29 protein-coding genes are annotated in these 26,393 nt (G+C 67.3%); 11 read left to right on the top strand and 18 right to left on the bottom strand.

Features of this window, described 5'->3' with window-relative positions; genetic code table 11:
- Window positions 1-15 precede the first annotated feature (15 nt).
- The 18 genes from IPP91_11760 to IPP91_11675 all read right to left on the bottom strand — a co-directional run bounded on the left by IPP91_11760 (window position 16) and on the right by IPP91_11675 (window position 12,133).
- Complete coding sequence (locus IPP91_11760; GenBank protein ID MBL0142748.1) at window positions 16-372, bottom strand: histidine triad nucleotide-binding protein; 357 nt, start codon at window positions 370-372, stop codon at window positions 16-18.
- Window positions 369-701 carry a phosphoribosyl-ATP diphosphatase gene (locus IPP91_11755; protein MBL0142747.1) on the bottom strand — a complete coding sequence of 111 codons (333 nt, stop codon included), beginning with the start codon at window positions 699-701 and terminating at the stop codon, window positions 369-371. The genes IPP91_11760 and IPP91_11755 overlap by 4 nt, the downstream gene beginning before the upstream one ends.
- On the bottom strand, window positions 691-1,089 hold the full coding sequence (hisI, locus tag IPP91_11750; GenBank protein MBL0142746.1) for a phosphoribosyl-AMP cyclohydrolase: 399 nt from the start codon (window positions 1,087-1,089) through the stop codon (window positions 691-693). Before hisI ends, IPP91_11755 begins: the two co-directional genes overlap by 11 nt.
- A gap of 8 nt (window positions 1,090-1,097) precedes the next feature.
- Window positions 1,098-1,859, bottom strand: coding sequence for an imidazole glycerol phosphate synthase subunit HisF (hisF, locus tag IPP91_11745; protein MBL0142745.1), 762 nt, complete (start codon window positions 1,857-1,859; stop codon window positions 1,098-1,100).
- A 39-nt stretch (window positions 1,860-1,898) separates the two neighbouring features.
- Complete coding sequence (gene hisA / locus IPP91_11740; protein ID MBL0142744.1) at window positions 1,899-2,636, bottom strand: 1-(5-phosphoribosyl)-5-[(5-phosphoribosylamino)methylideneamino]imidazole-4-carboxamide isomerase; 738 nt, start codon at window positions 2,634-2,636, stop codon at window positions 1,899-1,901.
- 22 nt (window positions 2,637-2,658) lie between these two features.
- The gene (gene hisH / locus IPP91_11735) at window positions 2,659-3,294 is read right to left on the bottom strand and encodes an imidazole glycerol phosphate synthase subunit HisH (protein ID MBL0142743.1); all 636 of its coding nucleotides are present in this window, start codon (window positions 3,292-3,294) and stop codon (window positions 2,659-2,661) included.
- Window positions 3,295-3,332: 38 nt separating this feature from the next.
- The gene (hisB, locus tag IPP91_11730) at window positions 3,333-3,920 is read right to left on the bottom strand and encodes an imidazoleglycerol-phosphate dehydratase HisB (protein MBL0142742.1); all 588 of its coding nucleotides are present in this window, start codon (window positions 3,918-3,920) and stop codon (window positions 3,333-3,335) included.
- A 4-nt stretch (window positions 3,921-3,924) separates the two neighbouring features.
- Complete coding sequence (locus IPP91_11725; GenBank protein ID MBL0142741.1) at window positions 3,925-4,995, bottom strand: histidinol-phosphate transaminase; 1,071 nt, start codon at window positions 4,993-4,995, stop codon at window positions 3,925-3,927.
- Window positions 4,992-6,299, bottom strand: a complete 1,308-nt coding sequence (gene hisD, locus IPP91_11720) for a histidinol dehydrogenase (protein MBL0142740.1) — start codon at window positions 6,297-6,299, stop codon at window positions 4,992-4,994. The genes IPP91_11725 and hisD overlap by 4 nt, the downstream gene beginning before the upstream one ends.
- On the bottom strand, window positions 6,292-6,930 hold the full coding sequence (locus tag IPP91_11715; GenBank protein MBL0142739.1) for an ATP phosphoribosyltransferase: 639 nt from the start codon (window positions 6,928-6,930) through the stop codon (window positions 6,292-6,294). Before IPP91_11715 ends, hisD begins: the two co-directional genes overlap by 8 nt.
- Before the next feature lie 110 nt (window positions 6,931-7,040).
- Window positions 7,041-7,280: a BolA/IbaG family iron-sulfur metabolism protein gene (locus tag IPP91_11710; protein MBL0142738.1), complete on the bottom strand. Its 240-nt coding sequence runs from the start codon at window positions 7,278-7,280 to the stop codon at window positions 7,041-7,043.
- A gap of 7 nt (window positions 7,281-7,287) precedes the next feature.
- A complete protein-coding gene (locus IPP91_11705; GenBank protein MBL0142737.1) occupies window positions 7,288-8,046 on the bottom strand; it encodes an ABC transporter permease in 759 nt (252 codons plus the stop codon).
- Window positions 8,043-8,966 (bottom strand): ABC transporter ATP-binding protein, encoded by a 924-nt coding sequence (locus IPP91_11700; GenBank protein MBL0142736.1) that lies wholly within the window; start codon window positions 8,964-8,966, stop codon window positions 8,043-8,045. The genes IPP91_11705 and IPP91_11700 overlap by 4 nt, the downstream gene beginning before the upstream one ends.
- Window positions 8,966-9,241: an STAS domain-containing protein gene (locus IPP91_11695; protein MBL0142735.1), complete on the bottom strand. Its 276-nt coding sequence runs from the start codon at window positions 9,239-9,241 to the stop codon at window positions 8,966-8,968. The genes IPP91_11700 and IPP91_11695 overlap by 1 nt, the downstream gene beginning before the upstream one ends.
- Window positions 9,242-9,267: 26 nt before the next feature.
- Window positions 9,268-9,912: an ABC transporter substrate-binding protein gene (locus IPP91_11690; protein MBL0142734.1), complete on the bottom strand. Its 645-nt coding sequence runs from the start codon at window positions 9,910-9,912 to the stop codon at window positions 9,268-9,270.
- A 66-nt stretch (window positions 9,913-9,978) separates the two neighbouring features.
- A complete protein-coding gene (gene mlaD / locus IPP91_11685) occupies window positions 9,979-10,449 on the bottom strand; it encodes an outer membrane lipid asymmetry maintenance protein MlaD (GenBank protein ID MBL0142733.1) in 471 nt (156 codons plus the stop codon).
- A 30-nt stretch (window positions 10,450-10,479) separates the two neighbouring features.
- Entirely contained in the window at window positions 10,480-11,277 is a 798-nt protein-coding gene (gene mlaE / locus IPP91_11680; GenBank protein MBL0142732.1) for a lipid asymmetry maintenance ABC transporter permease subunit MlaE, read from the bottom strand.
- Window positions 11,270-12,133, bottom strand: coding sequence for an ABC transporter ATP-binding protein (locus IPP91_11675; protein MBL0142731.1), 864 nt, complete (start codon window positions 12,131-12,133; stop codon window positions 11,270-11,272). The genes mlaE and IPP91_11675 overlap by 8 nt, the downstream gene beginning before the upstream one ends.
- 79 nt (window positions 12,134-12,212) lie before the next feature.
- Between IPP91_11675 and IPP91_11670 the strand changes: the two genes are divergently transcribed.
- The 11 genes from IPP91_11670 to IPP91_11620 all read left to right on the top strand — a co-directional run bounded on the left by IPP91_11670 (window position 12,213) and on the right by IPP91_11620 (window position 26,337).
- A complete protein-coding gene (locus IPP91_11670; protein MBL0142730.1) occupies window positions 12,213-13,664 on the top strand; it encodes a sigma-54-dependent Fis family transcriptional regulator in 1,452 nt (483 codons plus the stop codon).
- Window positions 13,665-13,689: 25 nt separating this feature from the next.
- Window positions 13,690-15,171 (top strand): AAA family ATPase, encoded by a 1,482-nt coding sequence (locus IPP91_11665; GenBank protein ID MBL0142729.1) that lies wholly within the window; start codon window positions 13,690-13,692, stop codon window positions 15,169-15,171.
- A gap of 139 nt (window positions 15,172-15,310) precedes the next feature.
- Complete coding sequence (locus IPP91_11660; GenBank protein ID MBL0142728.1) at window positions 15,311-16,690, top strand: secretin N-terminal domain-containing protein; 1,380 nt, start codon at window positions 15,311-15,313, stop codon at window positions 16,688-16,690.
- A 541-nt stretch (window positions 16,691-17,231) separates the two neighbouring features.
- Window positions 17,232-18,428: a tetratricopeptide repeat protein gene (locus IPP91_11655; GenBank protein MBL0142727.1), complete on the top strand. Its 1,197-nt coding sequence runs from the start codon at window positions 17,232-17,234 to the stop codon at window positions 18,426-18,428.
- Between the two features lie 2 nt (window positions 18,429-18,430).
- Window positions 18,431-20,146, top strand: coding sequence for a Flp pilus assembly complex ATPase component TadA (gene tadA / locus IPP91_11650; GenBank protein ID MBL0142726.1), 1,716 nt, complete (start codon window positions 18,431-18,433; stop codon window positions 20,144-20,146).
- An 8-nt stretch (window positions 20,147-20,154) separates the two neighbouring features.
- Window positions 20,155-21,357 carry a type II secretion system F family protein gene (locus IPP91_11645; GenBank protein ID MBL0142725.1) on the top strand — a complete coding sequence of 401 codons (1,203 nt, stop codon included), beginning with the start codon at window positions 20,155-20,157 and terminating at the stop codon, window positions 21,355-21,357.
- Window positions 21,358-21,363: 6 nt separating this feature from the next.
- On the top strand, window positions 21,364-22,998 hold the full coding sequence (locus IPP91_11640; GenBank protein MBL0142724.1) for a hypothetical protein: 1,635 nt from the start codon (window positions 21,364-21,366) through the stop codon (window positions 22,996-22,998).
- Window positions 22,995-23,615, top strand: a complete 621-nt coding sequence (locus tag IPP91_11635; GenBank protein ID MBL0142723.1) for a hypothetical protein — start codon at window positions 22,995-22,997, stop codon at window positions 23,613-23,615. Before IPP91_11640 ends, IPP91_11635 begins: the two co-directional genes overlap by 4 nt.
- The gene (locus IPP91_11630) at window positions 23,605-24,039 is read left to right on the top strand and encodes a hypothetical protein (GenBank protein ID MBL0142722.1); all 435 of its coding nucleotides are present in this window, start codon (window positions 23,605-23,607) and stop codon (window positions 24,037-24,039) included. The genes IPP91_11635 and IPP91_11630 overlap by 11 nt, the downstream gene beginning before the upstream one ends.
- A 5-nt stretch (window positions 24,040-24,044) precedes the next feature.
- On the top strand, window positions 24,045-24,926 hold the full coding sequence (locus IPP91_11625; protein MBL0142721.1) for a type II secretion system protein: 882 nt from the start codon (window positions 24,045-24,047) through the stop codon (window positions 24,924-24,926).
- Between the two features lie 409 nt (window positions 24,927-25,335).
- Window positions 25,336-26,337: a hypothetical protein gene (locus tag IPP91_11620; GenBank protein MBL0142720.1), complete on the top strand. Its 1,002-nt coding sequence runs from the start codon at window positions 25,336-25,338 to the stop codon at window positions 26,335-26,337.
- The last annotated feature ends 56 nt before the right edge of the window (window positions 26,338-26,393 follow it).

Here is a 26,393-nt window from a genome sequence, read left to right as displayed (position 1 = left end):
CTCCTTGCGGCGTCGCTATTCCGCAGCGATCATTCGCGGAAGGCGATCCGGGCCGCCGATGATGTGGACATGCAAATGATACACGTCCTGCCGCCCCACCCTGCCCGTGTTCACGATGGTGCGGAAGCCGTCGGTGGCCCCCTGCTCCTTCGCGAGCCGGCCGGCCATGGCCATCATGCGGCCCAGAACCGGCGCATGCTCGGGGCCGCATTCGGCCATCGAGTCGATGTGCTCTTTCGGGATCATCAGGAAATGGACCGGCGCGACCGGCTGGATGTCGTGGAAGGCGAGGATCTCCTCGTCCTCGTAGACCTTCTTCGACGGGATGCTTCCCGCCGCGATCCTGCAGAAGAGGCAGTCGTCCTTGTTCATCGCGATTCCTTTCGTGAGGCCTTTTCCTCGATTCCCGGGCGGCCCTCGCGCCGCTCGAGCTCGGCAAGCACTTCGGATACGGCAATCCCCTGCCGCCCCAACAGCACCAGGCAGTGGAACCAGAGGTCGGCCGTCTCGTGGACGATGCCGGCGCGCTCCCCCGTCTTGGCGGCGATGACGGTCTCCGTGGCCTCCTCGCCGATCTTCTTGAGGATGGCATCCAGCCCCTTGGCGTTGAGATTCGCCACGTAGGAGGAGGAAGGGTCGGCCTCGCGTCGCGCCGCAATCGCCGCTTCCAGCCGTTCGAGGATCGTCCTGTCAGCCGCCATTTCGGAATCTTCCCGGATCGGAGAGGACCGGGTCCGTCGCGCTCCAACGCGCCGAGCCGCCTTCGGACCCCAGCAAGTTGAAGAAGCAGCGCCGACGGCCGGTGTGGCAGGCGATGCCGCCCACCTGCTCGACGCGAAGCAGGATCGCATCGGCGTCGCAATCGAGCCGGATGTCGACGATGCGCTGCAGGTGCCCCGAAGTCTCGCCCTTGCGCCAGAGCCTTGCGCGCGAGCGCGACCAGTACACCGCCTCGCCCGTGGAGACGGTCTTCGCCAGGGATTCGCGGTTCATCCAGGCGAGCATCAGGACTTCACCCGATGCGGCATCCTGCGCCACGGCGGGCACGAGGCCGTCGGCGTTCCAGGCAATGGCGTCGAGGTAGTCCATGGCTCGCCCTAGAGCCTCATCTCGATGCCGCGGCCGGCCATGAAGCGCTTCGCCTCGCCCACCGAGAACTCCCCGTAATGGAATATCGAGGCGGCCAGCACCGCGTCCGCCCCGCCGATCTCGACGCCCTGCGCCAGGTGCTCGAGGGTCCCGACGCCTCCGCTCGCAACCACCGGCACGGGAACGGCGCGCGACACCGCGCGCGTAAGCTCCAGGTCGAACCCCGCCTTCGTGCCGTCGCGGTCCATGCTGGTGAGGAGGATCTCTCCCGCGCCAAGCCCTGCCATCCTGACCGCCCACTCCACGGCGTCGAGACCGGTGGGTTGTCTTCCGCCGTGCGTGTAGACCTCCCACCTGCCCGGACCGGCCTGCTTGGCGTCGATGGCGACGACGATGGCCTGGGAGCCGAAGCGATGCGCCGCTTCCGCGACGAGCGCGGGATTTTCGATGGCCGCGGTGTTGATGCTCACCTTGTCCGCGCCCGCATTGAGGAGCTTTCTCACGTCGTCCACCTTGCGCACGCCGCCGCCGACGGTGAGCGGGATGAACACCTGCTCGGCCACGCGCTCGATCACCGGGATGATGGTGTCGCGGGCGTCGCTCGACGCGGTGATGTCGAGGAAGGTGATCTCATCCGCCCCCTCCTCGTCGTAACGGCGCGCGACTTCCACCGGGTCGCCCGCGTCGCGCAGGCTCACGAAATTGATGCCCTTGACCACGCGGCCCGCGTGAACGTCGAGGCAGGGAATGATGCGCTTGGCGAGGCCCATGGTCTCGTGGGGCGGTGCGAGGCGCCGGCCGTTCGCCGGTCAGGCCTCGCCGTCGGCCAGCTTCTGGGCCGCGACGAAATCGAGGCGTCCCTCGTAGATGGCCCGGCCGGTGATGGCGCCGACGATGCCTTCGGGCTCGACGGCGCAAAGCCGCCTCACGTCGTCGAGATTGGCAATGCCGCCGCTTGCGATGACCGGGATGGCAAGCGCCTGGGCGAGCTTCACGGTCGCTTCGACGTTCACACCCTTGAGCATGCCATCGCGTCCGATGTCGGTATGGATGATGGCCTCGACACCGTAATCCTGGAAGCGCTTGGCAAGATCCACGACGTCGTGGCCCGTGAGCTTGGACCAGCCGTCGGTTGCGACCTTGCCGTCTCTCGCGTCGAGCCCGACCATGATGTGGCCCGGAAAGGCGTCGCAAGCCTCGTGCAGGAAGCCGGGGTTCTTCACCGCCGCCGTCCCGATGATCACGTAGGAGACGCCGTCGTCCAGGTAGCGCTCGATCGTATCGAGGTCGCGAATGCCGCCACCCACCTGGACCGGGATGTCGTGATCGACGGCCGCGATGATCGCCCTGATCGCCGATTCGTTGACCGGCTTGCCGGCGAAGGCGCCGTTAAGGTCCACCACGTGGACGCGACGCGCGCCGAGCCCGGCCCAGTGCGTGGCGGTCTTTCCGGGGTCGTCGGAAAAGACGGTGGCGGTCGCCATGTCGCCCTGTTCGAGGCGAACGCAGCGGCCGTCCTTGAGGTCGATCGCGGGAATGATCAGCATGGGAGCGGTCGGGGCCGGATCCTTAAGGGGTCCAGGAAGTGAAGTTCTCGAGTAGCGTGAGCCCCGCGGCGCTGCTTTTCTCAGGATGGAATTGCGTCGCGAAGATGTTATCCCTCGCGATGGCCGAGGTAAAGGCGTGCGGGTAGTGCGTAGTCGCCGCCACAAGCGCGGGGTCGCGGGGCTGGCAATAATAGCTGTGCACGAAATAGAAGCGCGCCCCGTCCGCGATCCCCTTCCAGATCGGATGGGCCTTCGCCTGCCAGACCTCGTTCCAGCCCATGTGGGGAATCTTGAACCCGGCCTGCCGCGTCTGCGCGGCCCGCGCAAAGGCGAGGATTTCGCCCGGGAGGATGGCGAGGCCGGGCGTGTCGCCTTCGTCGCTGCGCTCGAAGAGCATCTGCAGCCCGATGCACAGCCCCAGGAACGGCTTCGTGGCCGCCGCTTCCCCGACCGCCTCTCCCAGACCGCTTTCCACGAGACATTTCATGCAGTCGGGCATGGCCCCCTGCCCCGGGAAGACAACCCGGTCCGCCGCGCGGATGGCATCCGGCTCGGACGTGATCGCGACCGAGGCGGCCGGCGCCACGTGCACGAGCGCCTTCTCCACCGAGCGAAGGTTGCCCATCCCGTAATCGACGATTGCGATGCGCTGTCCCATGCCGGCCCCGGGGCCACGCCCCGGCTGCGGTGATTTGCCTAGAGGGTTCCCTTCGTGGAGGGAACGACGCCTGCCGCGCGCGAATCGGGCTCGACCGCCATTCGCAGCGCGCGCGCGAACGCCTTGAAGATCGTTTCGCACTGGTGGTGCGAATTGTCGCCGCGCAGGTTGTCCAGATGAACGGTGGCGAGCGCGTGGTTCACGAAGCCCTGGAAGAACTCCCGGGTGAGGTCCACGTCGAACTCGCCCACCCGGGCCCGCGTGAAGGCGACGTGGAATTCCAGGCCCGGCCTGCCCGAGAAATCGACCACCGCGCGGGAGAGCGCTTCGTCGAGGGGGACGTAGGCGTGCCCGTAGCGACGGATGCCCTTCTTGTCGGCGAGCGCCTTCGCGACCGCCATGCCGAGCGTGATGCCGATGTCCTCCACCGTGTGGTGGGCGTCGATGTCGAGATCGCCCCTGGCCTTCACGGCAAGGTCCACGGCCCCATGGCGGGCGATCTGGTCGAGCATGTGGTCCAGGAACGGGATGCCCGAGGCGAGGCTCGCCTTCCCGGTGCCGTCGAGGTTCACGGAGACGTAGACCTGGGTTTCTTTCGTGTCTCGCTGGATTTCCGCGGTGCGCATGGATTCAGCCGGTCGCCTGGGCAAGTGCCGCGAGTAACCTCGCGTTTTCGTCGGGAGCCCCGACCGTGAGCCGGAGGCAGTTGGCGAGCAGGGGATGAGAGCCGTGGAGGGTGCGAACCAATATACCACGCGCCTTGAGAGACTCGAACGTCCGCGGCGCGTCCGCAACGCGCACCAGCACGAAGTTCGCCGCGGAGGGAAATCGGGTCACGCCGGGGATCGCGTCCAGCCCCTCCTCGAGCCGCGCGCGATCGAGGACGATCCGGCGCGTCTGCCCCTCCAGCACCTCGCGGCGGGAGAGGATGAATTCCGCCGCCGCCGCAGATAGCACGTTCACGTTGTAGGGAAGGCGGACCTTGTCGAATTCCTCCAGCCAGTCGGCGGGCCCGACCGCGAGTCCCAGACGAAGGCCGGCGAGCCCGAGCTTCGAGACAGTGCGCACCAGCACGAGATTGGGATGCCGCCCCACCTCGGACAGGAGGGACGCCCCGCCCGAAAAAGCGTAGTAGGCCTCGTCCACCACCACGAGTCCGGGCGAGGCCTCGACGATGGCAAGGATCGCCTCGCGGGAAAACAGCGTTCCCGTGGGGTTGTTGGGATAGGCGATCCAGGTGAGCGCGGGCCGAAGCCGCCCGACCGCTGCCAGTGTCGCCGGAAGATCCAGCGAGAAATCGCCCGCGAGATCCACCCCGGCAAAGCGCATGCCGGCGGTGATGGCGCTCATCCGGTACATCACGAACGAGGGCTCGAGCGCGAGCATCACGGCCTCGGGTTTCGCGAGCGCCACGGCAATTATCTGCAGGATCTCGTCCGAGCCGTTGCCGAGGACCATGCCGAGCCCGTCTGGAATCGCCATCGCCTCGCGCAGGATCGCCTTCAGGCGGGGCGCCTCGGGATCGGGGTAGCGGTTCATCGCGACCTGTGCGAGGTGGCGGCCGAGGTCGTCCGCAAGCTCCGGCGGCAGGCGATACGGGTTCTCCATCGCGTCGAGCTTCACGAAGCCGGCCGCCGGAGCAACGTGGTAGGCCCGCAGCGCGCGGATTTCGTCGCGCACCCACTGCTCGGCGCCCTTCATTGGCCCTTCTCGCTTCGCAGCTCCGCGCTTCGCGCGTGCGCTTCCAGCCCCTCGGCGCGGGCGAGCGTGCGCGCCGTGGCCCCGAGCCGGACAGCCCCCTCGCGCGTGACGCGAATCAGGCTCGAGCGCTTCTGGAAGTCATGGACCCCCAGCGGCGATGAGAACCGTGCGGTGCGGGAAGTGGGCAGCACGTGGTTCGGCCCCGCGCAGTAGTCTCCCAGCGACTCCGAGGAATAGTGGCCCATGAAGATGGCGCCCGCGTGACGGATCTTCGGCAGCAGCGCGTCCGGGTCGGCCACGGCCAGCTCCAGGTGCTCGGGCGCGATCCTGTTGGCGATCGCGCAGGCCTCGTCCATGTCGCGCACCACGATGAGCGCACCGCGATTGGCCAGGCTGGCCGCGATGATGGCGCGCCGCGGCATCGCGTCGAGGCTCGCGCGCATGGATGCGAGGACCCGGTCGGCGAACGCCGCATCGGGCGTGAGCAGGATCGACTGGGCGATCTCGTCGTGTTCGGCCTGCGAAAAGAGATCCATCGCAACCCAGTCCGGGTTCGCCGAGGCGTCGGCCACGACGAGAATTTCCGAGGGGCCAGCCACCATGTCGATGCCCACACGGCCGAAGACCCGGCGCTTCGCGGCGGCCACGTAGGCGTTGCCGGGTCCGACGATCTTGTCGACGGCCGGGACGCTGCGCGTTCCGAACGCGAGGGCCCCGATCGCCTGGGCGCCGCCCAGGCGGAAGATGCGGTCAACGCCGGCGAGCGAAGCGGCCGCCAGCACGTAATCGTTCGTCGCGCCGTCCGGCGTGGGCACCACCATGACCAGCTCGGGTACGCCGGCAACCTTCGCGGCCACCGCATTCATCAAGACCGAGGACGGGTAGGCGGCCTTGCCTCCGGGCACGTACAGGCCGACGCGATCGAGCGGCGTGACCTGCTGGCCGAGCATCGTGCCATCCTCGTCCTCGATCCGCCAGCTGCGCAGATGCTGATGGTCGTGATAGGCGCGGATGCGTGCGGCTGCGGTCTCGAGGGCCTCCCGTTCCGGGCGGCCGATGCGGGCCAGCGCCTCGCGGCAGGCGGACGCAGTCACCTCGAGATGGGATGCCGAGGCCGGGGACCAGCGGTCGAATCTGCGCGTGTAGTCCAGGAGCGCCTCGTCCCCGCGCCGCTGCACGTCCGCGAGGATTGCCGCCACGGCCCGGTCCACTCCTTCGTCCTGGGCGCCCTCGAACGCAAGGAGCGAATCGAGCTGCGCTTCGAATCCGGGGTCGCGGCTCGACAGCCGGCGCGGTTCAGGCACGGGATGCCCTCTCGAAAGCCTCGATGAGCGGCAGCACTTCGGCGCGCTTCACCTTCATCGAGGCGGGATTCACGATGAGCCGGCTGGATACCGCCAGGATCTCCTCGACAGCCTTGAGGCGGTTGGCGCGCAGGGTGCTGCCGGTGTCCACGAGGTCCACGATGGCGTCGGCGAGCCCGACCAGGGGCGCGAGTTCCATCGACCCGTAGAGCTTGATGAGATCCACGTGCACGCCCTTGGCGGCGAAGTGCTCGCGCGCCACCTGCATGTACTTGGTCGCCACGCGCAGCCGGGCGCCCTGGCGCACCGCCGCGGGATAGTCGAAATCCTCGGACACCGCCACCATCATCCGGCAGCGCGCGATGCCCAGGTCGAGGGGCTGGTAGAGGCCGCGGCCCCCGTGCTCGATCAGCAGGTCACGCCCGGCAACGCCCAGGTCGGCGGCGCCGTACTGCACGTACGTGGGCACATCGGAGGCGCGCACGATGATCACCCGGACGCCAGCCTTCGCGGTAGGGAGGATCAGCTTGCGGGATACCTCCGGGTCCTCGGCGGGAACGATGCCCGCCGCCTCGAGGAGCGGCTTCGTTTCCTCGTAGATGCGACCCTTGGAAAGCGCGATGGTGATCATGACGGGGCTCTCGGGTTGACGCGGGCGGGCGGGCACCGGGCCCGAACATCGTCACCCTGCTTCTGCAGGGTTCGTTTCAGGGAACCGGTCGGGCCGGCCCGGGCATCGGGTCAGCGGCCGGTCCACTCCTCAGGCGACAGGGTTTGCATCGAGAGCGCGTGGATCTCCTCGCGCATGCGGTCGCCCAGCGCGGCATAGACCAGCTGGTGCCGGCGCACGCGGGAAAGCCCCGCGAAGGAGGGGCTCACGATGAGCGCCTCGAAGTGCGCCCCGTCGTCGCCGCGGACCTCGACGTGCGTGCACTCGAGCCCCTGGCGGATCGTTTCATCGATGGATCTTCTGTCGGCCATGGTGACCTCAATGCCTCAACTTGTAGCCCGAGCGCAGCAGGCGAAGAGTCAGCCATGATAGGGCACAGAACGTGGCGCTCGCAATCGCGAGACTCGCCCAGGGCGACACGTCCGCCTTCCCGAAAAAGGCATACCGGAATCCGTCGATCACATAGAAGAACGGGTTCAGTTGCGAGGCCGCCTTCCAGAAGGGGGGCAGTGACTCCACCGAATAGAAGACCCCGGCAAGGAAGGTGAACGGCATGATGACGAAGTTCTGGAAAGCCGCGAGCTGGTCGAATTTCTCGGCCCAGATTCCCGCAACGATGCCCAGCGCGCCGAGGATCCCCGCGCCGGTGAACGCGAACGCGGCGAGCCACAGCAGGTTCGGAGGCGGAAGCGGGACCATCCAGGCTGCCGCAAGGATCACGCCCGCGCCCACGGCAACCGCCCGCACGACGGCGGCGAGGAGGTAGGCGGCGAAGAGGTCACCCGCCGTGAGGGGCGCAAGCAGGATGAACACGATGTTGCCCGTTATCTTCGACTGGATGAGCGAGGAGGAGGCGTTGGCGAACGCGTTTTGCAGCATCGACATCATCGCCAGTCCCGGCACCAGGAACTGGGTGTAGCCCACGCCGGGGTAGGCCTCCACATGCGAGGCCAGCGCGTGCGAGAAGATCACGAGGTAGAGGAGCGCAGAGAGCACTGGCGCCGCCACGGTCTGGAAGGCCACCTTCCAGAAGCGCATCACTTCCTTCCGGAACAGGGTCGGGAAGCCGCGCGTCATGCGGCCTCGCGCGCGGGCGTCTCGCTGCGCGCCATGATCTTCACGAACACCTCCTCGAGCTCCGGCTCGGCGACCTCGAGGTGCGTCACCCGCGCGCCCGCCTCGCGAAGCCGCGCGAGCGCGCTCTCCACCTGGGCGGCATTGCCGACCGGGATCCGGTGCCATCCGGACGCATCGAGGGTCGCGCCGGGGGTGAGGGAGGCGGGAAGGTCGCACGAATCGAGCTTCACCCGCAGGACGCGCTCCGAAAACGCGGCGAGCAGGCGCTCGGTCGAATCGAGCGCCACGATGCGCCCGGCCTTCATCATCGCGATGCGCGAGCACAGGGCCTGGGCCTCCTCCAGGTAGTGCGTCGTGAGGACGATGGTGTGCCCGGCCGCATTCAGCTCGCGGATGAACTGCCAGAGGGTCTGGCGCAGCTCGACATCCACCCCGGCCGTCGGCTCGTCGAGCACGATGACCGGCGGGCGATGGACCAGCGCCTGCGCCACCATCACGCGGCGTTTCATGCCGCCGGAGAGCGAGCGCATGTTCGCATCGGCCTTGGCCCCCAGCGCCAGGCGTTCGAGCAGTTCTTCGATCCACGCTCCGTTGCCGCGCAGCCCGAAGTAGCCCGACTGCAGCTCGAGGGTCTCGCGCACGCTGAAGAAGGGATCGAAGACGATCTCCTGCGGAACGATTCCGAGGAGCTTGCGAGCCACGCCGTATTCGGCGGCGACATCGCGGCCCATCACGCGAAATCGCCCCGAGTCGGGGCGCACCAGGCCGCCCAGCGCGGAAATGAGCGTGGTCTTGCCCGCGCCGTTCGGTCCGAGCAAGGCGAAGAATTCGCCTTCCTCCACCGCGAGGGATACGCCATCGAGCGCGCGAAGCGGGCCGAAGCTCTTGCAGGCTTCCTGCACCTCGACCGCGGCCACCATCAGGCCCGGCAGGGTTGGATGAGCGCGGTAACGCCGTAGAGCTCGGCCAGCGCGAGGAGGTTGGCCGGGAGGTTCGTGAACTCGATGCCCTTGCCGCGCCGGGCGGCCTCGCGGCGCCATTCGAGCAGAAGCGCGACCGCCGAGGAATCGACCGCAGTGATCTTCGCGAAGTCGATGATGAGGCGGTCCGGAAGATCGGGGTGTGCGCTGTAGGCCTGGCTCTCGGCCAGCACGCGTGGCAGGGTCTCGAAGGAAAGCGCTCCCTCGAGGGCCAGGACCTGCGCGCGCGCGTTCGCGTTCACTACTTGAGGTCGGCCTTGACTGCCGCCTTCGGGGTCTCCGAGGGGCGGTTGCGGTCGGCAAGCGTCTTCACGAGCCCGTCCACGCCGGACTTCTGGATCTGCTCGTTGAACGTGCCGCGATACGTGGTGACGAGCGACACGCCATCGACGATCACGTCGTACACTTTCCAGCCCTTGTCGGAGCGCTGCATGCCGTAATCGATGGGTATCGGCTGCCCTCCGGGCTGGTTGACGACCGTCCTCACGACGGTGTCCTTGTCCTGCGGCGCGAACTTGGCGGGCTTCACGTCGATCGTCTGGTTGCGGTACTGGGACAACGAGGTCGAGTAGGTGCGAACGAGCAGCGTGCGGAATTCCCGGGTGAGCGCTTCCTTCTGGGCATCCGAGGCTTGCGCCCAGTTGCGGCCCACCGCAAGACGCGTCATCCGGTTGAAGTCGAAATGGGGGAGCACCTTCTCCTCGACGAGATCGAGGATCTTCTTCTGGTTGCCGCCCCGCAGGTCCTTGTCCGTCTTGATGATGGCCAGCACCTCGTCGATCGACTTGCGCACCAGCACATCGGGGGCGGTTTCATCGGCAAGGGCGGACGTGCCGGCGAGAAGGGCGGCCGTGGTCAGGGCCAGGGCTGCGAGCATTCGGGTCATGGGCTGTCCTGTCTTGGGGCGGGGTCTGCGATTGGAGCGGTTCCGGAGCCGGGGGTTCCAGGCGCCCTACTTCTTCGTCGCGTCGTCCTGGCCCTTGCTGAAGAGGAGCTGGCCGATGAGTCGTTCCAGCACGACGGCCGACTGCGTGATCGTGATGCGGTCGCCGTCGGCGAGCTTCTTGTCGTCGCCACCCGCGTCCAGCCCGACGTACGATTCGCCGAGCAGTCCTGAAGTGAGAACCGAGGCGATCGTGTCCTTGGGAAATCCGTAGCGCGAGTCGAGCGCGAGGAGGACCGAGGCCTGGAAGCGCTCGTTATCGAACCGGATGTCCGCCACGCGTCCCACCAGCACCCCGGAGCTGCGCACCGGCGCGCGCACCTTGAGGCCGCCGATATTGTCGAAGCGGGCCTCGACGTGATACGTCGAACTCGCGCGCTCGGCGCCGAGGTTGCCCACCTTGAGCGCGAGCACCAGCAGCGCCGCGAAACCCGCCAGCACGAAGGCGCCGAACCAGACATCGATGGTTGTTCTTTCCATAATATTCGCGCGTTGCTTGCGGTGTGTCCTTCAGCTCTCGCCGCGAAGCATGAACCCAGTGAGCATCAGGTCCAGGGCAAGGACGGTGAGCGCGGAACTCACCACGGTCCGGGTCGTCGCGCCCGATACGCCTTCCGCGGTCGGCGGCGCATCATAACCCTCGAAAGTCGCGATGACCGTCACGGCAATACCGAACACGAAACTCTTCACGACGCCGTTCATCACATCATACCGGAAGTCCACCGCCGCCTGCATCTGCGACCAGAAGGCGCCGTTGTCCACGCCGACCATCACGACGCCCACGAGGTAGCCGCCGAAAACGCCCATCGCGGAGAAAAGCGCTGCGAGCAGCGGCATCGAGATCACGCCTGCCCAGAAGCGCGGCGCGATCACGCGCGACATCGGGGAGACCGCCATCATGTCCATCGCCGTGAGCTGCTCGGTGGCTTTCATGAGGCCGATCTCCGCGGTGATGGCGGAACCCGCGCGGCTCGCGAAAAGCAGCGCCGAGACGACGGGCCCGAGCTCCCGCACGAGAGAGAGAGCCACCAGGACGCCGATCGATTCCTGCGCGCCGTACTTCTGCAGCGTCTCGAAGCCCTGCAATCCCAGCACCATGCCCACGAACAGCCCCGAGACCATGATGATGATGAGCGAAAGCACCCCCGTGAAATACACCTCGCGCATCACGAGGCGGAAGCGCTGGAAGCTGGTGCCCGAGGAGGCGAGGACCACGAAGAAGAACCGCGTCATCGACCCCACGCGCCAGACGTTGTCGATGAAGTTGTGCCCCACCCGCGCCAGGGTGCGGCGAGCCCGCTCAAGCATGGGCAACCTCCGCGCAGGGCGCCGCCAGCCCCATGTCCTCGCCGTACGCCATCGCCGGGTAGTGGAAAGGAACGGGGCCGTCGGTCTCCCCGTGCACGAACTGGTGCACCACCGGCATGTCCGTTGAGCGGATCTGCGCGGGCGTTCCCTCGCCGACCACGCGTCCGTCGGCGACGAAATAGAGGTAGTCCACGATCTGGAAGGATTCGACGACGTCGTGCGTCACGATGATCGAGGTGGCTCCGAGCGCGTCGTTCAGGCGCCGGATGAGCGTGCCCACCACGGACATCGCGATCGGGTCGAGCCCGGCGAAGGGCTCGTCGTACATGACCAGCATCGGGTCCATCACCACGGCCCGCGCCAGCGCCACGCGCCGGGCCATGCCCCCGGAAAGCTCCGATGGCATCAGGCCGTGCGCGCCGCGCAGCCCCACGGCTTCCAGCTTCATCAGGACCAGGTCGCGGACCATCGCCTCGGGCAGGCTCGCATGCTCGCGCAGCGGAAACGCGACGTTGTCGAAGACGGTCATGTCGGTGAAAAGGGCGCCGAACTGGAACTGCATGCTCATGCGGCGGCGAAGCGCGTAGAGCCCCTCGCGGTCGAGTTCGTGGACCACCCGGCCGTCCACGCGTACCACGCCGCGCGTGGGCCGCAACTGGCCGCTCATGAGTCGAAGTAGCGTCGTCTTTCCGCAACCGCTGCCGCCCATGATGGCGACCACCTTGCCGCGCGGCACGCGCATCGAGATGCCCTCGAGCACCAGGCGGCGACCGTAGCCGAAATTCACGCCGTCGATCTCGACGAGATTTTCTGCAGACACGCGGGGATAGGGGTCGGTGCGGAAATGAAGCGCCATTCTAGCAGCAATCCGAAGGCACTCCCGCGGCCGCGGCGTCCTATAATCACCGTCATACATCAGTGCCCCGGCACCCCGGATGAAGCCCCGCCTCCTGCTCGTTGACGACGATCCGCTGATCACCGAAAGCCTCGCCTATGTCCTGGGCCCGGAATTCGAGCTCGCCTGCGCGTCGGATCGCGCCTCCGCCATCGCGGCGCTTCGCGAAATGCCCGGCCCGCCGGATCTTGCCCTGATCGACCTGGGGCTGCCTCCTGCCGCACACCTGCCCAACGAGGGCTTCAAGCTCATCGGCGACCTGCTGGCGCACGCGCCGGACGTCCGCATCGTCGTCCTTACAGGGCAGAACGAGGAATCGAACGCCCGCCGCGCGCGCGCGCTCGGGGCGGCCGACCTCGTGCCCAAGCCGTGCGAACCCGACGATCTGCGCGCGCTGCTGCGGCGAGTCCTGCGCTCGCGCGACCTCGCTCCGGCCCCGGGCAGCGCCGAGGAAGGCCGGACGATCATCGGCGAGAGCCCGCCCATGCGCAAGCTGCGCAGCCAGATCGACCTGTACGCGTCCTCGGGCTTCCCTGCGCTCATCGAGGGCGAGTCGGGGAGCGGCAAGGAGCGCGTCGCCTTCTCGTTGCACCACCTGAGCCCGCGGGCGCGCGAGCCCTTCCTCGCCCTGAATTGCGCGGCAATATCCCCCTCCCTCGTGGAGCCAACGTTGTTCGGCTACGCGAAGGGCGCGTTCACCGGCGCGGTCCAGTCGAAGGCGGGCTACTTCGAGGATGCCGCGGAGGGAACGCTCTTCCTCGACGAGATCGGGGAATTGCCCGTGGACCTGCAGGCAAAGCTCCTGCGCGTCATGGAAAACGGCGAGTACCAGCGCGTGGGCGAGACGCAGACGCGCGTAAGCCGCGCCCGGATCGTGGCGGCCACCAACCGCGACTTGCGCCGGGAAATCCAGCAGGGAAGATTCCGCGCCGACCTCTACCACCGCCTTTCGGTCTTCACCATCGCAATGCCGCCGCTGCGCGACCTGGGCGAGGACAAGCTTCGCCTCCTCGACCATTTCAGCCGCGTGTTCTCGGAGCGCGCCGGCACCCAGCCCTTCGAGCTCGACGAGCAAGCCCGGGCACGCTGGCTGGCCTACGCGTTCCCGGGAAACGTCCGCGAGCTGCGCAACATCGTGATCCGGCTCCATACCAAGTTCGCCGGCTATACGGTCGGCGTGACCGACCTGGAAGCCGAATTCGCCCCGCAACAGGCCATTCCCGGCCTCGGCGGCGACCCGCTGGCCGGCGCGCGGGCCGAGCTCGCGTCGGGGCGCCCTTTCAGCCTGGACACGGCGCTGAAGGCCGTCGAATCGACCTACCTGGACGCCGCCATCGAGGTGGCCGAGGGGAACATGTCGCAGGCGGCCAAGCTCCTCGGGATATCCCGCAGCACCCTCTACAGCCGACTCGAAGCGGCCGGGCGCGCGGGTGCTAAACTCGCCGCATCGGATCCTCCCGAGCCGGCACCCGTGCCCGCCGCCCGCAACTGACCCCCGGCCTGCCATTGCCATGACGATGTACCTGGAGCATTTCGGCCTGCGCGAGGCGCCGTTCCGCATCACGCCGCACACGGAGTTCTTCTTCGCCGGCGCCAACCGCGGCGCCACGCTCGAGGCGCTGGTCTATGCGATCACCGCGGGCGAGGGCCTGGTCAAGGTCACGGGCGAGGTCGGCACCGGCAAGACGATGCTCTGCCGCGTGCTCATGGAGCGGCTCCCGGAAACGGTGGAGACCATCTACCTGGCCGTGCCCAGCCTCACCCGCGACGAGATGCTCATCGCGATCGCGAGCGAACTCGGCATCGACACCCAGGGAGCGAATACCACCAAGCTCCTTCGCGGCCTCCAGGAGCGCCTCGTCGCGCTGCATGCGCAGGGGCGCCAGGTCGTCGCCCTGATCGACGAGGCGCACGCGATGCCGCTCGCCACGCTCGAGGAAATCAGGCTGCTCTCGAACCTCGAGACGGGCACCGCCAAGCTCCTGCAGATCGTCCTTTTCGGGCAGCCGGAGCTGGACGAACACCTGAACCTGCCGCACATGCGCCAGCTCAAGGAGCGCATCACGCACGCCTTCGGGCTCGCCCCGCTCCCGCCGCGGGACATCAAGGACTACATCAATTTCCGGCTGCGCGCGGCCGGCTACCATGGCCCGGACCTCTTCGGCACCGAGGCGCTTCGCATCATCTCGGACGCCTCCGAGGGCCTCACCCGGCGGATCAACATCTACGCGGACAAGACGCTCCTCGCGGCGTTCGCAGCCGGGACGCATACCGTAAGCCCGGACCATGCGCGCGCTGCCGTGTCGGACACCCAGATCGTGGTGGCTCCCAAGGTTTCGCCCAGGCGCGCCGTGGTGACGGGGGTCGCGGGCCTCGCGCTGGGCATCGCGATCGGATACGGCGCCGCGCTTCTCCTGCAGCCCGCGCCGGCCACAGCGCCCGCCGCGGCCTCTGTGGCGCCGGCTCCCTCTCCCCCGGCCGCTGCGCCGTCCGGGACGGCGGTGGCGCAGGAGGCCCACCCGCAAGCCGCAGCCCCTGCAGGCGCCGCCGCCGCGGTGGCCACGGACACGCCGGCAACGATTCCGGCCAGGCCTGAAACCGCGCCGGGCGGGCCATCGAATTCGAAGAGCCTCCCGGTGACCCCGGCGGACAGCACCGCGCGCGTCGATTCGCGCTATGCGGCCGGCGTGGCCTTGCTGGAAAGTCCCTCGGGAGGCCGCTACGTGGTCCAGTTGATGATGACGGACGCGCGCGATCCGGCGTACATCGATTCCTACCTCGGGGAAGCCTCTCGCACGCTCAAACCGGAGGAGCTCTTCCTCTACCCGAGCGGGAGCGCGGACTCGCCCAAGGTCGGCGTCCTGTTCGGCGCCTTCCAGAGCCGCCGCGAGGCGAGTGAAGCGATCAACGCGCTGCCCGCGAACCTGCGCCAGTTCCGCCCCTATGTCCGATCGGTGGAGGCCGTCCGCAACGACGTTCGCCAGCGGCCGGCGACATGATCGGGGTCCGACGGGTCCGTCAAGTCGTTTCCATGGCCCGAATCGGGCGGGTTTCGATTGCGTTCCGCCATCGAAAACGCTATAAAGTGGCGTGTTTGGTTCCCCCCCAAAAACAATCACTTACGGAAACATTTTGACGATGCGCCTGAACCGCGGCTCCGGTGTCTTCGCCGTGGCAGTGCTGGCTGCTCTCGCGGCAGGGTGTGGAACGCAGCCGCTCGCCCAGCCCGAGAGCCACCTCCGGCAGGATCCGGGGCGCGGCGCGGCGGCTTCCTCGATACCGAAGCCGGTCCTTCCGGCTCCGCTGCCGCCGCCCCCCGAGGCGCGCGCCGCCGAGATCAAGTACTCCATCGTCGTCTCCAACCAGCCGGTGCGTGACGTGCTGCTCGCCATCGCGGCCGAGACGAAGGTGAACGTGGACGTCCATCCCGGCCTCGACGGGTCGGTGACCCTCAACGCGATCGACCAGACGCTCCGCCAGATCCTCACGCGGATCTCGAAGCAGGTGGACATGCGCTACGAGATCGACGGCCAGACGATCCACGTCATGCCCGACAGCCCGTACCTGCGCAACTATCGCGTCGACTACGTGAACTTGTCCCGCGAAACCACGGAGACGGTGTCCGTCTCCACGCAGGTGATTTCGGGGGGCGTCTCGGGGACCGGCGCGCCAGCGGGCGGCCAGGGCGACAACAACTCCACCTTGCGCATCAACAGCATCACCCGCAATCGCTTCTGGGAAACCCTTGAAAGGAACATCAAGGACATGCTGCGCGAGACGGACAGGCTCCTCCCCGAGGGCAGCAGCGAGACCTTCGTGAGCGGCCGCGGCCAGACGGGCCTGGCGACCACCCAGACGGCAGCGCAACGCCGGGCGGCGGCCGGCACCACCGCCCAGGGCGCGCTCGCCGGCGCCGCCGGCGCGACGACGCTCACACCGGGACAGACCCAGGTCCAGCAGGCGTCGGACTTCGTGGAGCAGCGCCTCACGTTCCGGGAAGCCGCCTCGGTCATCGTGAACGCCGAGTCCGGCACCGTGACCGTCCGGGCCACCTCGCGCCAGCACGAGAAGGTCGCGGAGTTCATCGAGCAGGTCAGCGGCTCGTCGAAGCGGCAGGTGGTCATCGCGGCGACCGTGGTCGAAGTGGCGCTCAGCGACCAGTACCAATCGGGCGTGGACTGGTCGGCGCTGGCCACGAACGGGCTCGGGTACTCCATCAGCCAGAGCTTCCTCGGCGCCGCGCTGTCGGCGGCCCCGTTCTTCTCGCTCACCTACAGCAATCCCAATCCTGCGGCCGGCGGCAATATCGCGACCACCGTGAAGCTCCTGAACACCTTCGGCAAGACGCGCGTGCTGTCGAGCCCCTGCTCATGGTCCTCAACAACCAGACCGCCGTGCTCAAGGTCACCGACAACATCGTGTACTTCACGATCAAGGCGGACACGAACACCAACGCGAACACCTCGACGACGACGTACACGACGACGCAGAACGTGGTGCCGGTCGGCTTCATCATGAACCTCACGGCGCAGATCAGCGAAAACGACGTGGTCACCCTGAACGTGCGCCCGACCATCACCAGCGTCACCAAGTACGTCCAGGATCCCAACCCCGCGCTTCGCTCGACCCTCACCCAGCCGGCCATCCCGAGCCTGATCCCGGAAACGCGCACGCGGGAGATGGAAAGCGTCCTGCGAGTGGCCAGTGGCCAGACGGCGGTCCTCGGCGGCCTCATGGAGGACGGCTTCCAGGGATCGCGGGACGGGCTGCCGAACGCATCGCGCATCCCGATCTTCGGGGATCTCTTCAGCTACCGCAATGACACGTCGACCAAGAAGGAGCTGGTGATCTTCCTCAGGCCGCTCGTGGTGCGAAACGCGAGCATCGACGGCGACCTTGCGGCCTACAAGCGACTGCTGCCCGACGGCGAATTCTTCCGGGACACGCAGGGACCGGTGCCCGAGTTCCAGGATGCCATGGGGCGCATCGAGCGCCTGGAAGCGCCGCTGTCGAAGCCCAACCCGATCGTGCCTGAACCGCCGGTTCCCGAGGCGGCGCGATGAGCCTTCTCCTGGATGCCCTCAAGCGCGCCGAGCAGGAGAAGCTCGCGCGCCAGGGGCACGAGCCGCCCGCCGCGGTAGTCGCCGCGCCAGCCGCCGCGGAATCCGGGCAGCGCCGCCGGCTCGAGCTCGAATCCCACGCGCCGGCGACCGAGACGCTGCCTGGCGCGCCGACTGCCGCGCCGACTGCCGCGGCGAATGTGAAGCGCGACCGCGATGGCGCCAAGGCGGCATTCGCCGCCAAGCAGGCCGAACCGCATCCCGCCTCGCCGGCATCGGGAAAGAACAAGGCGATCATCGCCATCGTGGCCGGCGCCGTGGTGCTCTGTGCCGCCGGTGGCGCATACGTCTGGTACGAGATCAACAAGTCCCCGCCGTCCGTGGCCCGGGGCCCCGTGTCCGCTCCCCGGCCCGTTACGCCGGCACCGCCTGCGGCAGCGTTGCCTGCGCCCGGTCCCGATGCGGTGCCGCCGGTTGCGCTGCTCAAGCCGGAGAATCTCGCGACAGCTCCCGCCAGGCCCAAGCCGCAGCCCCAGGCGGCCGAACAACTCGTCATGAGCCTGCTCAAGGAATCGGCCGACGGGAAGCCGGCCCCGCCGCTCAAGCTCACCCGCACGATCGACGCACCGCGCATATCCCCCGATGTGAGCCGGGGCTACGACGCCCTGAAACGCGGCGAGCCCGCCGCGGCCCGCGCGTCCTATGAGGCCGCCGTGGCCGCCGACGCGACCAGCATCGACGCGCATCTCGGGCTCGCCACCGCTGCCGCCAGAACCGGCGACCGGGAGACCGCCGCGCGCCACTACCGCCGCGTCCTTGCGCTCGACCCGAAGAACCCGTCGGCCGTCGCCGGCCTTGCCTCGCTCGCGGACTTCACGCGCCCCGATGGCCTGGAGGCACAGCTTCGCGCCGACATCACGCGCTATCCGCAGAGCTCGGCCCTGCAGTTCACTCTCGGCAATCTCTACGCGTCGCAGTCGCGCTGGACCGAAGCCCAGGCCGCGTATTTCGAGGCCTACCGCCTCGATCCCGACAGCGCGGACCTTGCGTACAACCTTGCCGTTAGCCTCGACCACCTGGGGCAGTCCCGGCTCGCCGCCGACTTCTACCAACGAGCGCTGGCCGCCACCGGCAAGCAGGCCGCTCAGTTCGACAAGGGCCAGGTCTCGCGGCGGATCGCGGAGCTCAAGCCCTAGCGATGGGCAACGTGCAGGCAACGCCCCTTTCCCAGGTTCCGTTGGGCCAGACGCTCCTCATGAAGGGGATCGTCAGCCAGGACCAGCTCAACATCGCGCTCACCGAGCAGAAGCGCTTCAAGGCGCCGCTCGGCAAGGTGCTCGTGACGCTCGGGTTCGTCACCGAGGCTACGATCCGCGACATCCTCTCCGAGACCCTCGGGCAGGTGTCCATCGATCTCGAGAACACGATCGTGGACCCGGCCGCCATCGCCCTGGTGCCCAAGGACCTCGCGCGTCGCTATCACGTGCTGCCGGTCTCCTACGACCACGACAAGCGCTCGCTACTCATCGCGGTGTCGGACCCGACCAACGTGGTGGCCCTCGACCAGATCCGCGCGCTGGTGCGCGAGGACCTGCGCATCGAGCAGGTCCTCGCGCGCGAATCCGACATCACCATCGGCATCGAGCACCATTACGGGTTCGAGCTCTCGATCGACGGCATCCTGAACGAGATCGAGACCGGCGAGATCGACTACCAGAGCCTCGCCGCGGAGTTCGACGAGTACAGCCAGCCGGTGGTGCGCCTGGTGGACGCGCTCCTTAACGACGCGGTGAAGCGCAACGCCTCCGACATCCACTTCGAGCCCGAGCAGGGGTTCCTGCGCATCCGTTACCGCATCGACGGGGTGCTGCGCCAGATCCGCAGCCTGCACAAGAACTACTGGGCCGCGATGGTGGTGCGCCTGAAGGTGATGAGCGGCATGAACATCGCCGAGACGCGCGCGCCCCAGGACGGCCGCATCTCGTTGCTGCTCTCCGGCCGCCAGGTCGATTTCCGCGTCTCCGCCCAGCCCACCACGCACGGCGAGAACATCGTGCTTCGCATCCTCGACCGCGACAAGGGCATCGTTCCGCTCGAGGACCTGGGCCTGCAGCCCGAGGAGCTGAAGATCTTCAAGCTCATGCTCGCGCGGCCCGAGGGCATCATCCTCGTGACCGGCCCCACGGGCAGCGGCAAGACAACCACCCTCTATTCGGTGCTCAATCACGTGAACACCGAGGGCGTGAACATCATGACGCTCGAGGATCCGGTCGAGTACCCGATGGCGATGATCCGGCAGACCTCCGTGAACGAGGTCGTGAAGCTCGACTTCGCCTCGGGCATCCGCTCGATGATGCGCCAGGACCCGGACATCATCCTCGTGGGCGAGATCCGCGACCAGGAGACGGCCGAGATGGCCTTCCGCGCCGCCATGACCGGCCACCAGGTTTACTCGACGCTGCACACCAACTCGTCGATCGGCGCGATTCCGCGCCTCATGGACCTGGGCGTGCTTCCCGACATCATGGCCGGCAACATCATCGGCGTGATCGCGCAGCGCCTGATGCGCAAGCTCTGCGTGCATTGCCGTGCCCCCTATGACCCGGATCCGGCCACGCGGCAGCTGCTTTCCATGGACGAGTCCGATGACCGGCCGGTTTACCAGCCGGTGGGCTGCGCGAAATGCGAGAACCAGGGCTACCGGGGGCGCCTGGCGATCATGGAGATCTTCAAGCTGGATTCCGAGATCGACGAGCTCATCGCGCGCCGCGCCACGGGCCGCGAAATCCGCACCGCCGCCTCCGCCAAAGGCTTTCGCACGCTCGCCGACGACGCCATCTCCCGCGTCCTCATGGGCCAGACGAGCCTCGAGGAGATCTCGCGCGTGGTCGACCTGACCGACCGCGTCATCTAGGAGTCGCCTTGGCGCTCTTCGCCTACCGCGCCGTCGACGAGGAAGGCCGGATCTCCTCCGGCAGCCTCGATGCCACCAACGCGATCGACCTGGAGATGCGGCTTCGCCGCCTCGGGCTCGACCTGGTCACGTTCGAGTCGGTCAAACGCAGCGTCGCAGCCCGGTCCCGGCGAGTCACTCGGCAGGAGCTCATCACGTTCTGCTTCCACCTGTCGCAGCTCCTCAAGGCGGGCGTGAACATCATCGAGGCGCTGACCGACCTGCGCGACACGGTGGACAACCCCGGCTTCCGGCAGGTGGTGGCCGGGCTCATCGAGGACATCGAGGGGGGCCTCAGGCTTTCGGACGCCATGGCCAACCACCCGTACATTTTCGACGCCGTCTTCGTGGCGCTGGTGCGCGCCGGCGAGCAGAGCGGGCAGCTCAGCGAGGTGCTCGACGAGCTCTCCGAGAACCTCAAGTGGCAGGACGAGATGGCCAGCCAGGCCCAGCGGGCGCTCATCTACCCCGCGATCGTGATGGTGGTGGTTGTCGGCGTAATCTTCGTCCTCATGATCTTCCTCGTCCCGCAGCTCGCCTCCACCTTCAAGTCGCTGGTGCCAAAGCTGCCGCGCGAAACCGAGCTGCTCATCTGGCTGTCGAACATCTTCGTGAAGTACTGGTACCTGCTGCTCGGCGTGCCGATCGCGGTGGTGTCCGGGATCCTCGTCACCGCGCGGACGAACGAGAACCTGCAGCGCCGCCTGGAGTCCCTGTCCATCAGGATGCCGGTGATCGGGCCCATCCGCTTCAAGATCATGCTCGCGCGGTTCTCCACGTTCTTCGCCATGCTCTACCGCTCGGGCATCAGCGTGCTCGACTGCATCCAGATCTGCGAGAAGATCATGGGCAACCGCATAATGGAGGAGGCGCTGCAGCGCGTGGGCCGGTCCATTTCCGAGGGGCAGGGCATCAGCCAGGCCTTCACCGCCACGAAGCTCTTCCCCCCGCTCGTGCTGCGGATGCTGCGCGTGGGCGAATCGACGGGCGGGCTCGACACGGCGCTCGTCAACGTGAGCTACTTCTACAACCGCGAAGTGCGCGAGGGCATCAACAAGATGCAAAGCCTCATCGGACCGGCAACGACGCTCGTGCTGGGGGGATTGATCGTGGCGATTCTCTACACCATCTTCCTGCCGCTGTACGACGTGATCAGCAAGATCAAGTTCTAGCGCCCCATGGCCGCCCGGCACCTCCTCTACCTGACCAACGAAAACCTCGTGAGCCTCGTCGCCCACGGGGGGCGCATCACGGGGCGCACCGTGTTCCCGGTCTCGGGCGCCGGCATGGAGGATTTCGAGCGCCACCTGCACGGCCTTCAGCAGGTTCCGACGCACCTGATCACCGACCTTGCCGAGGAGGACTTCCGTCTCGACACGATCCCGCACCTGGGGGGGCGCGACCAGGAGGCGGTGCTCACGCGCAAGCTTTCCCAGCTCTTCCGCGGCACGCCCTACCGGCATGCCATCGCACAGGGCCGCGAGGCGGATGGCCGCCGCGACGACCGCGTCATTTACACGGCGATCACCAACGGCGAGATCCTGCGGCCCTGGGTTGAAGTTCTGGAGCGCCTGAAGGTTCCCGTCGAGGGAATCCATTCCTCCGCCGTCTTCAGCGGCCGGCTGCTCTCCGACCTGGGGCTCGAATTTCCGCACACGCTGCTGGTGACCTTCACGCCGGGAGACGCGCTGCGGCAGACCTATTTCCGCAACAAGGAAATCAAGTTCAGCCGCCTCACGCCCGTCGATCTCGAGGAAGGCCAGACGCTCGGCAACTTCCTCGCCGAGGAGATCGGCAGGACCTGGCAGTACCTGGACACGCTGCGCTATTTTGCGCCTACGGACGGGCTGGAGGTCTGCGTTCTCCTGCACCCGAAGGACCGACCCTCGATCGAGCCGGTGCTTCGCGACTTCGACCAGATCCAGTACCGGCTGCTCGACATCGAGCAGGTGGCGGCGAAGCTGGGCCTCAAGCCCCCGCCCGTGTCCTCGAGCGCCGAGGAGGTCCTGTCGCACCTGTTCCTGCGCCGGCCCGGGGCCAACAATTTCGCCTCCCCCGAGCTTCGCCGCTACGCGATGCTGCGCAATGCGCGAATCGCGATCTACTCGATCGCCGGCGCCTTCCTCGGGGCAGGGGTGGCCTATGGCGGCTGGAACCTCTCCCTGGCCCTCCAGAACCGCGGGCAGGACCTGCTGACGGCCAGGCAGATCATGGCTTCCAACCGGGAACTCGACGACATCGCTCGCTCCATGCCCGCGCAGGGCGTCGGCGGGCAGACGATGCGCGACACGGTGGCATTCTATTCCGGGTTGCTGCGCGAATACCCGACGGTGGAGTCGTTCCTCCTGCCGGTGTCCGTCGTCCTCGAGAAGCACCCGAAGATCCGGCTCACGCAAGTGGCGTGGCAGTCCGCCGACGACGACAAGGTCACGCCTTTGCTGGTTCCCATCATTCCCCGTGAAGCCCCTCCGCTGAAGGCGATGGCGAAGGGCGCCGACCCGACCCAAGGCACCGGGCAGAGGCCTGCGGCAATGACCGCGGAAGCCCCCTTTTCCTCGGGACGCCATGCGGTGGCGATCCTCGAAGCCACGGTGACCATCGACGGCCTGGGCTTCCGCGCGGCGTTGTCGAACGTCCAGGCCTTCGTGGCCGACATCGCGGCAATTCCCGGTTACCAGGCGAGCCTTTTCGACAGCCCCCTCGACATCACGCCGCGCAGCGCCATCTCCGCGCGACTGGGCGAGCGCGATCCGGTGACGAGCCAGGCGCGGTTCAGCGTCCGGGTGTCCCGGGCGACGGAGCCCCGGTCATGAACGTGATGTTCTCCAAGGAGGGCTTCCGGTCGCTGCGCATCGCGTGGGTGATCCTGGGGCTCGCCATCGTGGCCGCGGCTGCCGTGGCCTGGGGAAGCCTCCTTTACCTGCAGAAGGAGAAGCGAGACGATATTTCGTCGAAGCGGGCGCTCGCCGAGGCGCAGGCCCGCGTGAACGCCGCGAAGCGCGAACGGGAAGACCTGAAGTCGTCCTCGGAGATCTTCGAGGACCTCGTCAAGCGCGGGATACTGCAGGAGGAAAGCCGCCTCGACCTGATCGAGCGGCTCGACCGCCTGAAAACACGCCACCACCTCCTGGGACTGGAGTACGAGATCGCGGCACAGCGGCCGCTGCCGCTTGCGGGAGGGCGCGTCTTCAATGCGGTGGAGGTGCTGGGAAGCCGCGTCAAGGTTCACGCGCTGGCCCTCCATGAGGGCGACGCGCTCGCGTTCCTCGAGGATCTCGCAAAGCCCGAACGGGGGTTCAACCCGCTGAGCCGCTGCACCCTTCGCAAGATGGCCGTAGGCGCGGTATCCGCCACCGGCCCGCGGGTCGAGGCAGAATGCACGCTCGAGTGGATATCGCTCAAGGACAAGCGGGGCAACCGTGCGAACTAGCGTCGCTGCTTTCCTGCTGCTGCTCTCGGGCGCCGCGATGGCGGAACAGGCCGCAGAGCCGCAACTGGGCACTCTCTTCTATTCGCCGAAGGAACGCGAGGCGCTGGAGCAATTGCGGCGCGGCGACCCGACGGAGGTGAAGCAAGGCTCCGGATCCGCCATGCGGGCCGATCCCGTCGTCACCGGATACGTGAAGCGCAGCGACGGGAAGAGCACCGTGTTTCTCGACAAGCAGCCCTACCCGGCCAGGGATGGAAGGATGCAGGGATTGCTCGAACCGCGGATTGTCGAGCGGTACGAACCCATTCCCTTGCCTCCAGAGCCGCCGGCTCCCGCAACTGTCGAGAACGGGGAAGGGGCCGGAAGGCCGGCGGCACAGAACAAGGCCCAGGCCGCCCCGACCAAAGGCGGCAAGGCGGAGTGATCACCATGCGCAGGACGGCCACCGCGCGTGCCACCGGATTCACGCTGATCGAGATCGCCGTGGTGATCGTCGTCCTGTCGTTCCTGCTGGCGATGTTTGCGGGGATCGCAACGTCCATGCTGGGACAGCAAAGGCGCGAGGTCACGCGGCAGCGCCTGGCCGGTGTCGAGACGGCAATTGCGCTCTTCGTTTCGCAACATCGCCGCCTTCCGTGCCCCGCGATTGGGACAGCGCCCGGCACGGATGCGAATGCGGGCAAGGAGAACCCCGATCCTCCCACCGGGGTTTGCGCAGCCAGTCAGGCGACCGGCGTTGTCCCGTGGCAGGCTCTCGGTCTTGCGGAGCAAGACGTCACGGATGGTTGGGGCAACAGGCTGACGTATCGTGTTTCATCGGATTTCGTAGGCGCAGGCTCGATGAACTTCACGCGCTGTGATCCGGCGGGTGCGGCGGACCGGAACGGCGCAGTGGACATCACGAACGGGTATTGCGTGAATCCCTCCCCCCCCTCGAGCACATTCACGCCCAGCGAGTGGACAGACCCCAAGAACGTGACAGCCGGACGAGGCCTGGACGTGAAGAACCTCGCTGGCGGGACGACCATGAATTCAGCGTTGACCCCGTCCACCGGGGCCGCCTATGTGGTAATCAGCCATGGTGAAAACGGAGAGGGCGCGTACAACAACCAAGGTGTGTTGCAGGCCGGCGCGGGGACGGCCTCGGGCACTGAGGAGGCGAAAAACGCTGCAAATCTTGCGCTTGCACCCTACTACGTCGACGACTTCCCGTCCTACCCGGCGAGCGCCGGCCATTTCGATGACTTCGTCCTTCGACCCTCCATCCTGACGGTCGCGACGAAGGCGCAACTCGGTCCGCGCGCTCACTGACGGATCGACCATGCTCCCGCTTCGGTCTCAACGCGGTCTTGCTGCTGCGATTGTCGTGATCGTGGTGATCCTGGCGTTGGCCGCCATGATGCTGGGCCGCAGCTATCTTCGATCCGAGGCCATGCTGGACCGGCGCGTCGCGACTGAAGCGAATCTCAAACTCGTGCGCGATGCGCTCATCGAGTTCGCCAGCCTCAATCAACGCCTTCCCTGTCCAGCCTCGGGCGCCGCCGACGCCGGCACCGAGGATCCCGCGGGCCCTTCCGCAACGTGCGACTCGGCCAACGGAGTGATCCCCTGGGCTGCCCTTGCGCTGCGCCGCTCCGACGCTCTCGACGGATGGGGGCGAAAGATCTCGTACCGCGTCTTCGCGGGCCCCGCCGGGTTCACTCAGGCAGGCGGCGTCAGCATGACCGACTGCAACACGCAGTCCTGGGCCGTCGCCGCGGTGCCCGGCACCGGAAGGTGCAATTCTTCGCCGCACGACACAAGGGACAGTACCTACCTTGCCTATCGAAACCTGGCGGCAAACAGCCTGTCGATACAAAGCGAGGCAGGCACGGCATCCGGATATGCATTCATCCTTGTGAGTCATGGTGAGTCCGGTGCAGGCGCCTTTGTTGCAGAAGGCGGGACCCGCATCGCGCCTCCCTCCGCGGGTACGCGCGAGTACCCGAATACCCAGGCCAGCGGCACGTACGCGTTATGGTCGTACTCCGTCCCGGGGACCGCGACCTCCGATGCCGCGTTCTTCGACGATATCGTCGTTGCCGTTTCCGCTTCCGACTTGATCAATAGCGCCAGGCTGACCGCAAAGTCGTGGGATGCGCCCGCGCCCCCCCCAACGACGGCCTCACAGGAATTCACGGCAGCGTCCATCGCCGCAGCCGGCGGCAATTCGACCCAGTTCAACACCGGTCGGAATTCGCTCAATTTCGGCACCTTCACGGTGACGGCTTTCGGCGACACCGCACGGAATGTGGGTTTCGACCTCAACGTGGGCACGGGCATCGGTGCAATCGGCACGGGCTCCAACTCCCAAACGACCGCAACAGCCAACCGCGCAACGAACGAGGGACTTACATTTTCCTTCACACAAACGGGACGGTATCTCGGCGTCACGCTTGGCCGATTCGGAAGTGAGTCCGGGGAACTGGAGCGAGTCAGCTTCGACTTCGTCATCGGGGGATCGGCCATCCGGATAACCAAGATCGCATGCCGCACTGGCGACGGTCGCGCCAACTTCACGATAAACCCCGGCGGCGACTTCGACCAGGTGACGATCGAGCCGCGGCTCACCCAGTTCTTCAATTTCTCGTCGACGCTGAACGTCTCAGCCATCGCCACTTGCCCTTCGACAAACGCTGCGTGCGCCGCTCCCGGCGCAATCGCCAGCGAAGACTGTCCCTGACTCGTTACGCCTCCGCCTTCGCGCGTGACGAAATTCCCTGAAGCGTTTCCGCAATT

It is taken from the genome of Betaproteobacteria bacterium, assembly GCA_016720855.1.
Classification (GTDB): Bacteria; Pseudomonadota; Gammaproteobacteria; order Burkholderiales; family Usitatibacteraceae; genus FEB-7.
This window is presented reverse-complemented; position numbering and strand designations above follow the sequence as displayed.

Bases quoted from the DNA above. Each gene is read 5' to 3' on its own strand.
- mlaD (MBL0142733.1), bottom strand. From the start codon at position 10,449: ATGGAAAGAACAACCATCGATGTCTGGTTCGGCGCCTTCGTGCTGGCG.
- IPP91_11665 (MBL0142729.1), top strand. From the start codon at position 13,690: ATGTACCTGGAGCATTTCGGCCTGCGCGAGGCGCCGTTCCGCATCACG.
- IPP91_11755 (MBL0142747.1), bottom strand. From the start codon at position 701: ATGGCGGCTGACAGGACGATCCTCGAACGGCTGGAAGCGGCGATTGCG.
- IPP91_11700 (MBL0142736.1), bottom strand. From the start codon at position 8,966: ATGGTGGCCGCGGTCGAGGTGCAGGAAGCCTGCAAGAGCTTCGGCCCG.
- IPP91_11725 (MBL0142741.1), bottom strand. From the start codon at position 4,995: ATGAAGGGCGCCGAGCAGTGGGTGCGCGACGAAATCCGCGCGCTGCGG.
- hisH (MBL0142743.1), bottom strand. From the start codon at position 3,294: ATGGGACAGCGCATCGCAATCGTCGATTACGGGATGGGCAACCTTCGC.
- mlaE (MBL0142732.1), bottom strand. From the start codon at position 11,277: ATGCTTGAGCGGGCTCGCCGCACCCTGGCGCGGGTGGGGCACAACTTC.
- hisF (MBL0142745.1), bottom strand. From the start codon at position 1,859: ATGGGCCTCGCCAAGCGCATCATTCCCTGCCTCGACGTTCACGCGGGC.
- hisB (MBL0142742.1), bottom strand. From the start codon at position 3,920: ATGCGCACCGCGGAAATCCAGCGAGACACGAAAGAAACCCAGGTCTAC.
- IPP91_11705 (MBL0142737.1), bottom strand. From the start codon at position 8,046: ATGACGCGCGGCTTCCCGACCCTGTTCCGGAAGGAAGTGATGCGCTTC.
- IPP91_11710 (MBL0142738.1), bottom strand. From the start codon at position 7,280: ATGGCCGACAGAAGATCCATCGATGAAACGATCCGCCAGGGGCTCGAG.
- IPP91_11675 (MBL0142731.1), bottom strand. From the start codon at position 12,133: ATGGCGCTTCATTTCCGCACCGACCCCTATCCCCGCGTGTCTGCAGAA.
- IPP91_11660 (MBL0142728.1), top strand. From the start codon at position 15,311: ATGCGCCTGAACCGCGGCTCCGGTGTCTTCGCCGTGGCAGTGCTGGCT.
- hisA (MBL0142744.1), bottom strand. From the start codon at position 2,636: ATGCTGATCATTCCCGCGATCGACCTCAAGGACGGCCGCTGCGTTCGC.
- tadA (MBL0142726.1), top strand. From the start codon at position 18,431: ATGGGCAACGTGCAGGCAACGCCCCTTTCCCAGGTTCCGTTGGGCCAG.
- IPP91_11655 (MBL0142727.1), top strand. From the start codon at position 17,232: ATGAGCCTTCTCCTGGATGCCCTCAAGCGCGCCGAGCAGGAGAAGCTC.
- IPP91_11715 (MBL0142739.1), bottom strand. From the start codon at position 6,930: ATGATCACCATCGCGCTTTCCAAGGGTCGCATCTACGAGGAAACGAAG.
- IPP91_11635 (MBL0142723.1), top strand. From the start codon at position 22,995: ATGAACGTGATGTTCTCCAAGGAGGGCTTCCGGTCGCTGCGCATCGCG.
- IPP91_11670 (MBL0142730.1), top strand. From the start codon at position 12,213: ATGAAGCCCCGCCTCCTGCTCGTTGACGACGATCCGCTGATCACCGAA.
- IPP91_11690 (MBL0142734.1), bottom strand. From the start codon at position 9,912: ATGACCCGAATGCTCGCAGCCCTGGCCCTGACCACGGCCGCCCTTCTC.
- IPP91_11640 (MBL0142724.1), top strand. From the start codon at position 21,364: ATGGCCGCCCGGCACCTCCTCTACCTGACCAACGAAAACCTCGTGAGC.
- IPP91_11760 (MBL0142748.1), bottom strand. From the start codon at position 372: ATGAACAAGGACGACTGCCTCTTCTGCAGGATCGCGGCGGGAAGCATC.
- IPP91_11620 (MBL0142720.1), top strand. From the start codon at position 25,336: ATGACCGACTGCAACACGCAGTCCTGGGCCGTCGCCGCGGTGCCCGGC.
- hisI (MBL0142746.1), bottom strand. From the start codon at position 1,089: ATGGACTACCTCGACGCCATTGCCTGGAACGCCGACGGCCTCGTGCCC.
- IPP91_11625 (MBL0142721.1), top strand. From the start codon at position 24,045: ATGCGCAGGACGGCCACCGCGCGTGCCACCGGATTCACGCTGATCGAG.